Consider the following 13043-nt stretch of genomic DNA (forward strand, 5'->3'; position numbering starts at 1 on the left):
ATTCTTTAAAACAAACGTGATCCATGGTCATGTCAAGAGAGGAACAAACGGATGCTGAATGTGCTTATTGTAGATGACAAGCCTGCGGTGATCGAAGGCCTGCGCGAGATGATCCCCTGGTCGGATATCGACGCACGTATCGCCGGAGAAGCTTCCAATGGACAAGAAGCGTTGGCGATTGCCTTGGACGAGCGTCCGGACATCGTCATTACGGACATTCGAATGCCCGAGCTTGACGGCCTGCAGCTATGCGAGATTTTATCGCACAAGCTGCCGAATACAGCGTTCATCATCCTAAGCGCTTACCAGGACTTCGGCTATGCCCAAAGCGCCATTCGTTTCGGAGTCAAGGATTATATTCTGAAACCGATCGATTACGACAAGCTGGACGGAATTTCGCAGAGGATTAAGCAGCTTGCCAGACAAACCTCTGTCAGGCACAGCATGCAGGCAATGATGCACGATTCGTCCATGCAGGAGAAGCTTCAGACGGCCTTGAGGAACGGGGATACGAACGAATTGGCGCTCTTCTTCGATCGCGAGTTGTCCGTCGAGGATATGCCGCCGGAATGCAGCGATCTGTTTGGAAGCCTCTTCCTGAAGCTCCATCAAATTCTGCTCGAATTTACAGGGAAGACCGGCTTAAACCCGCATTCCCTGACGGAATTCCGACAGATTGACGATTTGACAGCCATGAAGGCGTTCATCCGTGACCGGTACATGCAAACAGCCGAACTTGTCAAGCTCCGGACAGCTTCCCGAACGGAGGCGCTGATCAACGGGATCAGATCTTATATTTTGGAGAATTATCAAAATCCGGATCTGACCGTATATACGCTCGCCGACAAATTGAACATTACCCCCAATTACGCCGGTCTTATTTTTCATCGGTACACAGGAGAGCATATTAGCAGCTTTATCGCTCGGCTCAGAATGGATAAAGCCGCGGAACTGCTGCTTGACCCCCGAATTCCCGTTCAGCGGATCGCGTTGGAGGCGGGATATATGGACGCCCATTATTTCGCCAGAGTGTTTAAGCGGGAAACCGGGTTTACTCCGTCCCAGTACCGGAACCTGCATGTGAAGGCCGAGGAGAGGGCGCCATGAGAAACAAATTCGTCAGTATAAGCGTCAAAAACATGCTATTGCTAACTGCACTGAACCTCGTTCTCGTTGTGGGCTCCGGTTCCGCGCTTTATTCCGTGTTCAATCGCATATTCTATCATCAGGTCATGTCGGATATGGAGCAGATCATGATTCAGAACGCCACCAATCTGGATCAGATTCTAGACAGCATCAGCAAGGCCACTTTGCTCCTGTACACGGACAAAACGATTGTCGACAATATCGCGGCAAGCGATATATCCGACCCTGTCGCCAACTACAACAAAAAAGACATCGTCCTCGGCCAACTGGCCAAATATATATACGTTCCGCTTCACGACAAACTGACTTCCTATCAGATCACCTTCTTCGTGGCAGACAGTCAGCCGCTCGCACATACGCTGTCCCCCTCCGACGCCAGCTTCGCGGGCTTGTACACGGACAAGGAGGTTTCTTCCGAGTCGTGGTACCAACAAACCTGGAGCCAGGACGGTATCCTTTGCTGGTTTCAGGACCCGGAGCAACCCAACCATTTTTTTGTTTCCAGACTCATCAAGTACTTGCTGGACGATCCGAAGAACGACCAAAACACCCAAAAAATCAATTTGGGCGTACTGGTGCTGAAATTCGACATGAATCAGCTGATGGCAAAATTAGAGCCTTCCAAAATGACCGAATCATCGGAATTTCTTGTGCTCGACAACAATTTTCAGACGCTCTACGGAGAAAACGATGCGCTTCGACAAGCCGTTGTTTCTCTCGCTGAAGCCCGCGGCAACCATTCCGAATCCTTCCAATCCGGATCGATTGCGATCGACAATGCCTCCTACTCCATTCATGCGCGCAAGCTAACCAACGGATGGATGCTAATCGGGGCGACACCAGACTCAGAGATATCATCGCGGCTGTCCATCGTCAAGAGCGTCATCGTCAGAACGGCTCTGATCGCCATTGCCGCCGGCATTCTGCTGTCGCTCTTCCTCTCCTTCAGGATTTCCCAGCCAATCAGAAGACTCGCGTTAACGATGCGGAAAGTTCACAATCAGGATAACATCGCCCAAATGATCGTGCCCAAAACCGGCAATGACGAAGTCGGCATTCTGTATAGCAGCTTCCATCTTATGATGCACCGAATCGACCATCTGCTAGAAGAATCCTATAAAATGGCGATTAATGAAAAAGAGGCCGAGTTTAAAGCATTGCAAGCGCAGATTAACCCTCATTTTCTGTACAACACGTTGGATTCGATCAATTGGATGGCCATGAAGCTGGATGCGAAGCAGATCACGAATGTCGTCTCCTCGTTGTCCAATCTGCTGAGATATGCGATCAGTAATTCCGACCAGCTTGTGCCGATCACGGAGGAGATTGAACAGGTTAGGCAATATATCGTTATCCAGTCCATTTGCTATAGCCAGCCATTCTCTGTCTTCTACGACATCGATTCGACCCTGGATGGCCATAAAATGCCGAGGCTGATCCTGCAGCCGCTGGTGGAGAACGCGATTCTGCATGGTGCCGGAAAAGTCGGCGGAGACGGGAGACTCGGCATTATGCTCTATGCCGAGGGCGACACGCTTCGCCTCGCCGTGAGCAGCGGCGGAGACGGCCAATTGGCCGGCCAGTTGAATGACTATTTGCAGGGCTCGCTGCTGTTCCGCAGCAAGCCCGATGGCAATGGAATCCGCAATGTCAACCAACGTATCAAGCTGAAGTTCGGCGACATGTACGGTCTGTCTTATGAATCAGATGCAGAAGGCAGCATTAAAGCGATCGTCTCCATGCCGTTGAAATCTGTGAATCAGGCGTCCCTATCCCCGATTGCGTAAGGCCAATCTCCCCACTCCACCTTGAAATCCTTCCAAGGGAAATAAGGAGGTATCGCTGCGTACGGCTCGCTCACAAAGGGAAGATTCTCCGCTTGAAGCCCATCGATCTCCGCAATCGGACAGTCAACCCGATTGCCGTTGATGGTCGCATAACGCTGCGTCGCGGCGCCCGGACTCCAGGACGCTTCCAGATCCAGCGCAGGTCGCACGATGCCGGCGGGACGCCGGTATTGCACCCGCCTTGTCGTCCAGAAATAGTCGGTGAACCGGGCCGAAACGCATTCCTTCGCAAATGCGGCTAAAGACGGATACTCCGACAAGCCGGAATGCTCAGCCGCGAAGCCGCCGAAACAATGGCTAAGCTCCGACCGGGTGAATAGGCGCGGCTCCCCTCTATAAAATTCGATACGGATGAACCTGTAGTTGCCATTCGACTCAAGCATAATCCGGACAGGACCAATCGTTCGGGTATAAGCCAGCGGACGGAAAGCTGCGAGCAGCCTTCCCGTGCGGCACACAATCCATTGACCGCGCTCGACTTCACCGGACCAGCGTTCGCGAGGGATGCCTCCGACGATAAGCTCCTCCACATCGCCTCCATGCGTCGGAAGGATGATCAGTTCGTCTAGTCCGGTCAGCGGCTTCGCCGGCTCGGCTCCGTCGTCCGAACCGCCAAGCGACAGGTGCGGATGCGTGAGCACCAGCGCGGTCGATTCTGCTTGAAGAGTAAATGTATTGGCATGGGAAGCCAGACAATCCTCTTCGCCAGCATTGGCATACACCTTCGGCGTCCGGCGCTCCCTATCCCGATACTCTTCTCCTGCGGCTGCGATCTCCGCCGCGCGGGATACGTTGCCCGGCACTTCGCCGTTCACCGACATTTTCGCAAATACCGTACCAATATCCCGAAAAGAAGTCACCTGCTCTGTCCGTTTATACGTCACGAAATAGCTGCAGCTTTGCGAACCGTTCCCCATCGGCGTGCTGGATGTGCCCAAAGCGTATTCCGGGTACAGCATCGTCTCGATCCGGCAAGCGCGCGCCGGGAAATCAGCTCCCGAATCTCCCAGTTCGTTGGTCGCGACCGCGCGAAAAGGATACATTTTGCGATCGAACATCTGCATAGCTACATCCGGGATATGATACACGCCGCTTGCCAGGAAGCAAAATTGCGCCACATTAAAAGGAATATCCCCCATATGGTGCAGAATAAGCTCCTCCGGCTTGGCGTACAAGTCCATCGGCGATGGGTTAACGCGATCGCCGAGACAAAACCAGAGCAAGCTGGACATGCAGCTTGAGTGGGCGATCGTATCGACCGTATAAGCCCGCGAATACGGTCCCGCCATGACGCCGAGCTCCGGATGGAACCGGGCGGCGATGTCGATCCACAACCGTTCTTCAATTCCAAGCGCCAGCCTCCGGGCCTCCACATCCCGCGCATGCTCGGCGATTTCACTCATGGCATGAAGCGTTGCCCCGGCATAGGTCGGCGAATTGAATTCGCTGATCGTGCCATTGCGCACCAGCATCGCTCGAAGCTGACGTAAGTTCCACAATCCGTGTTCCACAGCATCCCTGCAATCCAGCATCTCTCCGCCTAGAATCAGACCAACCGTCGCCTCCGCCGGCATATTGTCGTTATAGCCGTGAAATTGATAGTCCGGCTGACGGTTTCCCGGCTTGAAAGAAAAGCCGTCTCTAACAAGGCATTCAAGCCGTTCTCTAACGGCAACCGACATCTTGCCGCGATGCGCAAGCAAGAGCGCCACTGCAAAGTTCGTGTCAAATATGTTAAAACGAATGTTCCCGTAACGGGCCGTCTCTCCTTGGGCTACCACGGCGTCCGCCCATGTGTTCTCGCCTGCGGAATACAACGCTCCGGCAAGCCATAGCCGCTCTCTCGTCTCCGCAGGCTTCGTATCGGCGATCCATTCCCCGTCCAGGTCGTACCAGGCCCGGGCTGCGACAACCGCCGCAGCCATGAACCTCTCCGTCCGTTCCCTAACTCCTTCCGCCGAATTGCCGAATCGTTGTTCATGCCCATGCTTCTGCGTCATTGTAATCCTCCGTCCAGTGTAATTCATATGTTCGGCCAGGCGTGGCTTCAAACCGAAGCGATAAAGCGTCCGGCCTCTCCACGATCACGGGTTCTCCCATGCTGCTTACAATCAAGGGAACATCTGCACGCACGCGGCAAGATCGACAGCCGACAGAACGAATTTCTGCCGACCGCAGCTTCCCGCCGCTCCATTCCAACCCGATCTCGAAGCCTCCCCTGGCTTGCATCCCGCTCACCGAGCCTTCGGACCACGCTTCCGGCAGCGAAGGCAGCAGATGAATTTCGCCTGCATGGCTTTGCAGCAGCATCTCTGCGATGCCTGCCGCGCCGCCGAAATTCCCATCGATTTGAAACGGCGGATGCGCGTCGAACAGATTCGGATACGTAGAGCGGGTCAGCAGCGTCCGGATAAAGTCGTAGGCTTGCTCCGCCTCGCGCAGGCGCGCCCATAGGTTCACGATCCAGGCGCAGCTCCATCCGGTGTGTCCGCCTCCGTGCAGCAATCTTCGCTCCAGGGAAATTCGGCTTGCCGCAGCCAGCTCGGGAGTGCCGTCAGGCGTAATCAGATGCCCTGGATATAAGCCGTATAGATGGGACAAGTGCCGATGGCCCGGGTCCTCCTCATCCAAATCAAGATACCATTCCTGCAGTTGGGCATACCGTCCGATCCGGTACGGATACAATCGCTCGAGCGCATTATTCAGTCTCATCTTGAATTCATCGTCCTCGCTCAGCAACCGGGAAGCTTCCAAGCAAGATTGGAACAACTCGCGGATAATGGACATATCCATCGTTGACGCCACGCTTAGTCCGCACGGCCCTTCTTCCGTCAGGAACAGATTCTCTGGCGAGGTCGAAGGATTCGAGACGAGAAAGCCGTTCTCGTCCTCCGTCAGCCAATCCAGGAGAAACAGCGCCGCTCCCTTCATGAGCGGATACGCTTTGTTCGCGAGAAACGACTTATCCAGCGTGTATTCGTACCTCTCCCACAGATGACGGCACAGCCAGGCGCCGCCTAGCGGCCAGAAAGCCCAGGGGGAGGGAGCGGTCGGTGTGCTTTTCCGCCACAAATCCACATTGTGGTGCGCGGTCCAGCCGGAGCATCCGTAATGCCTGTCCGCCGTCTGCTGTCCCCGCTCGGCAAGCTCCCCGATCATCTCGAATAACGGTTCGTGGCACTCGCTGAGATTCGCCTGCTCGGGGAGCCAATAATTCATCTGAACATTGATATTGGTCGTATAGTTGCTGCTCCACGGCGGTCTGATCTCTTCGTTCCATATCCCTTGCAGATTAGCAGGCTGCGTGCCCGGGCGGGAGCATGCGATCATCAAATAGCGGGCGTATTGGAAAAAGAGGGCGAACAGGTCGGGATCGTCTGCTCCGTCCGTCAGTTTCTTCAACCGGACATCCGTAGGCCGATCGACCGCGTCCGGCGTTCCGAGTCTCAGCTCCATTCGTCCGAACAGCCGCCTATAGTCCTCTATATGGCGATCCTTGAGCTGCTCGTACGTCCGCCCATCGCAAGCGCTTAATCTCTCTTCGCATATATCGCCGGGATTTCTTCCCGCCTCGGCGGGTTGCGTTCGATATCCGGCAAAGCTAGTGGCTCCGGCCACATAAAGCGTTACCCTGTCCGCTCCGCTGATTTGCAGCTCCCGTCCCTGAACCGCGGCGATTTCTCCCCCGATGGCTTCGACCCGAATGTGCAGGGCACAGACGATCGTTTGGCCCGGTTCATAAAGAATGGGCTCGGCACACTCCTTTACATATTCGGGCTCCACGTGGCTTGGACATTCTCCCGTTAACTTCAAGGTGTTGCCTTCGGCCGACACCTGATAGGGCAGCTGACTGTCCGCCCTCAAGGTGAAGCTAACCCCGCCAGGGGAGTCGCAGGCCAATGACGCGATCATTAATTGGTCGGGCTCGCTGCAGAACCATTGTCTGCGGTGCATTCCGTTATCGGAACGGAACTCGGTGGAGACGACCGCAGTGTTCAGATCGAGCTCTCTCCGGTAATCCGTTACCTTGTCTTCCAAATCCATAAAGATCAAATGAAGGTCGCAAAAAGGCATGTAAGACTGCGACCATCCGCCCAGCATATTCGCCTTGAGCGTCTCCTCCGCCTGCACGTAGCGCCCTTCCGTTGTGAGCCTCCTCACCTCGCCCAAAAATTCGCTGGCCCTCTCGTTGACTTCATCCCGAGGATACCCGGACCACAAGGTATCTTCGTTAAGCTGGATCCGCTCACGTCCGATTCCGCCGAACGCCATTCCGCCCAGCCGACCGTTCCCGAACGGCAGCGCCTCCGTCCATTTCCCGGCCGGCGCCGTATACCACAAACGCATACGCTGCTTTTCCCGCATCGCTTCTTCTCTACCTTTCGTTTGGGGATTCCCCCGTTGGGCGGCACCCTTCACGATTCATACTAACGAGATTGCAGCAAACGCTTCAAGGTGAAAAAACACGGGCAACGTGTATTATTCAACAATCGATCTGGATCTCACCAATGGTCATTTAACCGAGTGCTTATGGACAAAGAAGCGAATCCCCGGACCCGTTGTCCGGTTCTGATCGGGACGGAACCAGTCCGTACCCACATTCTTTGATACTAATTCGAGCCTTCCGACGCCAAGCGGAATCTGCCGGGGGAGACGCCGATCGTTCTCTTGAACAGGTTCTGGAAGTACGTCTCGCTCCTGTAGCCGATCTTGTCCGCGATCTCCGCCATCGTCAATTCTGTCGTGGTCAAATAATGCTTGGCCACCTCCATCCGGTACCGGATCAAGTACTGAATAGGCGTAAGGCCAGTCTCGGATTTGAACACGTGAATGAAATGATAGGCGTTCATATGGGTCAAGTTCGCCAACACGCTCAAGTCGATCTCGGTATGATAGTTCTCCTCCATATACCGCTTGGCGATCGGCACGAATTCCCTGACGGGGCGCTTGCGGACCTCGACTTCGCCCGCATAATGAATGATTCGAACGAGCCGCCCCAGCAAGGCGCCCAGCCATTGATCGGCGATTGCGGCGGATTCCGGCAGTGAGCTGTGCCATTCCGCAATCGTCTCCTGGAACAACTGTCTGACGGGAACGAACTGCTCCTTTAATTCGACCATAGCCGGCCGGTCCCTTCCCATCAAGTAATTATCCGGCAGCCCTCTGAGCTGCAGCCCTTGATAGCCGACGTACAGCGCGATAAATTGATCGTTGCTGGACTGCTCTTCATGCCAGATTCCCTGGTTGTAGCACATCAGGCTGCCGGGCCGGGCGCGGTACGGCTTGCCGTCCACGCGGAAGTCGCCTTCCCCCTTCACGATCAACAGCAGCTCCGAGCTGTCTTCATGCGAATGAAGCGGAAAATAAAAGCGTCCCCCCGGCTCCGCCTTGCACACGTTGCAATTGGCAAGCCTTGGCATCCGCTGGAACATCGAAGGATACATAGCGACTCCCCCCCACCCCAATTTTCAATAGCCAATATTCGCAACTATGAGCATTGAACTTTATTTTAAACCTATTGTAGAGTGAAGACAACGGCGGATGAGAAAGCACTTTCACAAATAATGAATATAATCCGCTTGGAGAGGAGCTGCGTGTGAATGACTTTGCACTTCAAAAAAAGACGGTTGAGCGACGAGACCTTCGAGGCTTGTTCCGTATTCGACGTCAACGGCGACGGGATACTCGACATCGTCAGCGGGGCGTATTGGTATGAAGGACCGGACTTCGTCACCCGGCACAAAATCTGCGACATCGCCTCGCACGCCCATTATCGGGACGACTTCTCCGATTACCCGTTGGACGTTGACGGCGACGGACGGATGGACATCGTGACCGGTTCATGGTGGAGCGAAGCGTTGAAGTGGCGCAAGAATCCGGGGGACGGCGGCGGCGAGTGGGAAACGTTCGTCATCGCGCCCACCTCCAATATCGAGACGATTCGTTACTTCGATATCGACGGCTGCGGCGTGCCCGAGATTTTCCCGAATACGCCGGGAGAGCCGCAGGCATTCTACAAGCTGATTCGCGACGAGCACGGCAGAGGGACCGGGCAATTCCGCCACACGGTCATCGGCGACCGGCCGAGCGGACACGGGATGGGATTCGCAGACATTACCGGCAATGGGAAAATGGACATCGTCCTGTGCGACGGTTGGCTTGAGCAGCCCGACGATCCGTTCTCGGGTCCGTGGAAGTTCCATCCGGAATTCTCGCTCGGCTCGGCCAGCGTGCCGATTCTCGGACACGATGTGAACGGCGACGGGCTGTGCGATCTCATCGTCGGCCAGGCGCACGACTACGGCTTGCATTGGTACGAGCAAGTGCTGGACAAGGACGGTGCCCGCAGTTGGATTCGCCATGAGATCGACCCGACGGCTTCCCAGTATCACGACCTCGCGCTGGTCGATCTCGATCTCGACGGCGAGCTGGAGCTTGTGACAGGCAAACGGTACCTTGCCCACGACAACGATCCCGGATTCGACGACCCGCTCGGGCTGTACTACTTCAAGATCAACGGCGGCCGATTCGAGAAGCACGTCATCGATTACGGGCCCGCCGGGGAAGCCTCCGGCAACGGAATTTACATGTGGATTGAGGATATCACGGGCAACGGCTACCCCGACATCGTCGCGCCGGGCACGGAAGGCTTGTATCTGTTCGAAAATTTGGGACCTGGGGAGAGCGAAGATGAGTAAACTTAGAATCGGTTTTGTAGGCGTCGGCGGCATGGGCCAAATGGCGCATCTGTCCAACTATGCCTTGCTGCGGGAGGAGTGCGAGATCGTCGCGCTGGCCGACCCGCGCGTGAAGCTGGGGCAAGCGGTCGCACAACGGTATGGCGTGCCGCAAGCATTCGTAAGCCACGAAGAGCTGCTCAACGGCGCGAAGGTGGATGCGATCGTCGCGCCGCAGCTCTATCGCACCCATTATGCCATCATCCCGGACATTGTGCGGGCGGGCATTCCGGTGTTCACCGAGAAGCCGCTCTCGCTGACCGTGGAGGCGGGTGAACAACTGGTCAAGCTCGCGGAAGAGCACCGGGTCCTGCATATGGTCGGGTATCACAAACGGTCCGACCCGGCGATGGAATACGCCCACCGGCGGATTGAGGAGTGGAAGGCAACCGGGGAGTTCGGCAAGCTGCAGTACATCCGCGTGACGATGCCGCCGGGCGATTGGATCGGAGGCGCCGACGCCCCGCTCGCGTCGGACGACCCTTATCCGCAGTCCCCTCTGGAGCCGGGACCTTCTTATCTGACGGACGATCAGACCCGACAACTGGATACTTTCGTAAACTACTATATTCACCAAGTCAACGCGATCCGCTACCTGCTGCAGGAGCCCTACCGGATCACGTTCGGCGACCGCCGCGGCGTGCTGCTGACAGGCGAGAGCGACAGCGGCGTTACCGTCGCGCTGGAGACGGCCCCCTACCAAACGACGATCGAGTGGCATGAGAGCCTGTTGGTGTGCTTCGAGAGAGGGTTCGTTCGCGTCGATCTGCCGCCGCCGCTCGCCCGCCAGCAGGCAGGGAAAGTGACGATCATGAAGGACAACGGCAAGGAGCCGCCTTCGTACGAATGTCCGGTCATGCCGAACCGTTCGGCCATGCGCCAGCAAGCGATGAACTTCATCGCCGCCGTGCAAGGCCTCCGTCCGGCTCCGTGCGAGTCCAAGGAAGCGCTGGAGGATTTGAAGCTGGCCCGGGACTACATCCTGCTGATGCAGAACTACAAATAATCATTATCGGGAAAGGATGGTCCATATGAGAAGAGTTGCGATCATTGGCGCCGGAAGCATCGTATTCTGCAAAACCCTGATTCTCGACATCATGGCGACGCCGGACATCTTCATTCCGCCTAACGTAAAGCGTGCTGAGGTGCCGATCGATCCGGCGCTTGCCGTGTTCTCCCGCTTTGGAGAATTGGCGAAGTAAGTGAGAGCTTCTGGACATCGTGAACGAATATGCGGAGAAGCACGGCTGGCGCAATGATCCTGCTGACAGGGTATCGTATGGGTTCATACGATACCCTGTTGTCATGCATATTCTTGGGCTGCGTCACACCTGAATGGAGAAGCGTTCCTTCATTAATATAAGAACTTCGTCCCGCGGTCGATCCCAGATGTCGCGATTGAAGATCTCCACTTCGATCGGGCCCTTGTATCCGGCCGCTTCCACCGCTTCCCGAATCCGCCGGATCTCGATGACCCCGTCTCCCATCATCCCTCTACCCATCAAGAGATCCGGTGTGGGCACAATCCAGTCGGAGACATGGAAGCCGACAATCCGCCCCTCTGCCCGGGCAATTTGCTTGTACAGCCCGGGGTCCCACCAGACATGGAACACATCGACAACGACACCCACATCCTGCGAGCTATGCCGCTCGGCAAGCGTAATCGCCTGATCCAGCGTAACGATAACGGAGCGCTCGGCGGCATACATCGGATGCAGCGGTTCAATGCCCAGCTTGACGCCGTGGTCCAGAGCGAACGGAACGAGCCGTTCGATGCCTTCGGCCACCCACTTGCGGGCGCTGTCGATATCGCGATCCGGAGCCGGCCCGCAGACGAGAACAAGCGCTTCCGCCCCAAGCTCGGCAGCCTCTTCAACCGCACGCCGGTTATCGTCCAGATTGGCCTGCCGTCCATTCGCCGTTGCAGCCGGGAACATCCCGCCCCGGCATACGCTGGACACGCGGATGCCCGCATCGCGCACAAGTCGTTTGCTCTCCGCCAGGCCGGTCTCGGCAATCTTATGGCGCCATAATGCGATCCACGGAATGTCGGCCCTGCTGCAGCCTTCCACTGCCTCTTCCAGGCTCGACCGATCGATGGTAATCTGGTTTAAGCTAATCCGGTTCAACATCAGATTCCCCCTCCAATTCCGGCCAAGTCAAGTTGCGCCTTCATCCGTCTGGCAGCCCGCTCCGGGTCCTGCAGCAGCCCCGCTTGGTCGGCGAGAACGAAGAGCTCCGACAGATGGATGATCGATCGCGCGCTCTCCGCACCGGCAATCATTCGGAAGTGCTTCTGGTGACCGTTCAAGTACGCCATGAATACGATCCCTGTCTTGTAGGAATAGGTTGGCTTCTGGAAATTGTGACGTGATAGTGGAACCGTCTGCTCCATAATCTCCGAGTAGCTTGCCGCGTCTCCGGCATCCAGTGCAGCAATGGCGGCTGCGGCCGCGGGTGCGATGGCATCGAAGATTCCGAGCAGGGCATGACTGAATCCGAGCTCATCCCCTTTAATCAACTCCGGGTAGTTAAAGTCATCGCCGGTATACATCCGCACCGAAGCCGGAAGACGCCGACGCATCGCCACCTCCTTGGCTGCATCCAGCAAGGAGATCTTGATCCCGTCAATCTTGTCGGCGTGAGTGCGAATAATGCGAAGGCACACGTCCATCGCCGCTTCCGTGTCCTCGAATCCCCAGTAGCCTCGCAGCGACGGGTCGAACATATCGCCCAGCCAATGGAGGATAACCGGCTTGGACACCTGCCGCAAAATATCGCCGTACACCCGTTCATAATCGTCCGGCCCTGCCGCGCAGGCGGCCAACGCGCGGCTGGCCATCAGAATGATCTGTCCGCCGTGTTCTTCTACATGCCCGCATTGCTCTTCGTATGCGGACTCGACTTGTTCCAGCGTCACACGGGATGCCGCCTTCAGGTGATCCGTCCCGGCGCCGCAAGCAATGCGGCCGTTCACGGATTTCGCCTCGGCAAGCGACCTGCGGATCAGCTCCTTGGCCGAAGGCCAATCCAGTCCCATCCCGCGTTGGGCCGTGTCCATCGCTTCCGCAACGCCCAGTCCGAGCGACCACAGATGATGGCGGTAAGCCAATGTAGTCTCCCAGTCAATCCGGGCGTCGCTTAAGGGGTCCGTATCGGCCAACGGGTCGCTAACGACATGCGCCGCGGAGAAGGCGATCCGGCTCCGGAGAGCCCCTCCGCTTGGTAATTGGAACGGAGTGGCATTCGCCGGTGTATAGGAATATAGCGTTCCTCCGGCCTTGGGCAGTTGCAAGGGTTGAAGCATCGCGAT

At 56.5% G+C, this 13043-nt stretch carries 10 protein-coding genes; 5 read left to right on the forward strand and 5 right to left on the reverse strand.

Translation table 11 applies throughout. The features are described from left to right. Nucleotides 1-51 precede the first annotated feature (51 nt). Both E6C55_RS18205 and E6C55_RS18210 read left to right on the forward strand, forming a co-directional pair. Nucleotides 52-1107: a response regulator gene (locus E6C55_RS18205; RefSeq protein WP_136371241.1), complete on the forward strand. Its 1056-nt coding sequence runs from the start codon at nucleotides 52-54 to the stop codon at nucleotides 1105-1107. Beyond that, nucleotides 1104-2933: a sensor histidine kinase gene (locus tag E6C55_RS18210; protein ID WP_136371242.1), complete on the forward strand. Its 1830-nt coding sequence runs from the start codon at nucleotides 1104-1106 to the stop codon at nucleotides 2931-2933. Before E6C55_RS18205 ends, E6C55_RS18210 begins: the two co-directional genes overlap by 4 nt. Here the strand turns inward: E6C55_RS18210 and E6C55_RS18215 are convergent. The 3 genes from E6C55_RS18215 to E6C55_RS18225 form a co-directional block, all read right to left on the reverse strand. Continuing rightward, nucleotides 2906-4993 (reverse strand): hypothetical protein, encoded by a 2088-nt coding sequence (locus E6C55_RS18215; RefSeq protein ID WP_136371243.1) that lies wholly within the window; start codon nucleotides 4991-4993, stop codon nucleotides 2906-2908. The genes E6C55_RS18210 and E6C55_RS18215 overlap by 28 nt on opposite strands. Continuing rightward, a complete protein-coding gene (locus tag E6C55_RS18220; RefSeq protein ID WP_168735720.1) occupies nucleotides 4971-7340 on the reverse strand; it encodes a glycoside hydrolase family 95 protein in 2370 nt (789 codons plus the stop codon). Before E6C55_RS18220 ends, E6C55_RS18215 begins: the two co-directional genes overlap by 23 nt. 263 nt (nucleotides 7341-7603) lie before the next feature. Further along, nucleotides 7604-8437: an AraC family transcriptional regulator gene (locus E6C55_RS18225; protein ID WP_136371245.1), complete on the reverse strand. Its 834-nt coding sequence runs from the start codon at nucleotides 8435-8437 to the stop codon at nucleotides 7604-7606. 156 nt (nucleotides 8438-8593) lie between these two features. On the opposite strand from E6C55_RS18225, the gene E6C55_RS18230 reads away from it, so the two are divergent. The 3 genes from E6C55_RS18230 to E6C55_RS33860 are packed head-to-tail and all read left to right on the forward strand — an operon-like array spanning nucleotide 8594 to nucleotide 10932. Beyond that, nucleotides 8594-9691 (forward strand): FG-GAP repeat domain-containing protein, encoded by a 1098-nt coding sequence (locus tag E6C55_RS18230; protein ID WP_136371246.1) that lies wholly within the window; start codon nucleotides 8594-8596, stop codon nucleotides 9689-9691. Further along, on the forward strand, nucleotides 9684-10736 hold the full coding sequence (locus E6C55_RS18235) for a Gfo/Idh/MocA family protein (RefSeq protein WP_136371247.1): 1053 nt from the start codon (nucleotides 9684-9686) through the stop codon (nucleotides 10734-10736). The genes E6C55_RS18230 and E6C55_RS18235 overlap by 8 nt, the downstream gene beginning before the upstream one ends. Before the next feature lie 25 nt (nucleotides 10737-10761). Further along, nucleotides 10762-10932 (forward strand): hypothetical protein, encoded by a 171-nt coding sequence (locus tag E6C55_RS33860; RefSeq protein ID WP_168735721.1) that lies wholly within the window; start codon nucleotides 10762-10764, stop codon nucleotides 10930-10932. 123 nt (nucleotides 10933-11055) lie between these two features. Here E6C55_RS33860 and E6C55_RS18240 read toward each other — a convergent pair whose 3' ends face one another. Both E6C55_RS18240 and E6C55_RS18245 read right to left on the reverse strand, forming a co-directional pair. Further along, nucleotides 11056-11862: a sugar phosphate isomerase/epimerase family protein gene (locus E6C55_RS18240; protein WP_136371248.1), complete on the reverse strand. Its 807-nt coding sequence runs from the start codon at nucleotides 11860-11862 to the stop codon at nucleotides 11056-11058. Further along, nucleotides 11862-13037: a dihydrodipicolinate synthase family protein gene (locus E6C55_RS18245; RefSeq protein WP_136371249.1), complete on the reverse strand. Its 1176-nt coding sequence runs from the start codon at nucleotides 13035-13037 to the stop codon at nucleotides 11862-11864. The genes E6C55_RS18240 and E6C55_RS18245 overlap by 1 nt, the downstream gene beginning before the upstream one ends. Nucleotides 13038-13043: the final 6 nt, after the last annotated feature.

Origin of the sequence: Cohnella fermenti (assembly GCF_004801405.1) — a bacterium.
Taxonomy (GTDB): Bacteria; Bacillota; Bacilli; order Paenibacillales; family Paenibacillaceae; genus Cohnella; species Cohnella fermenti.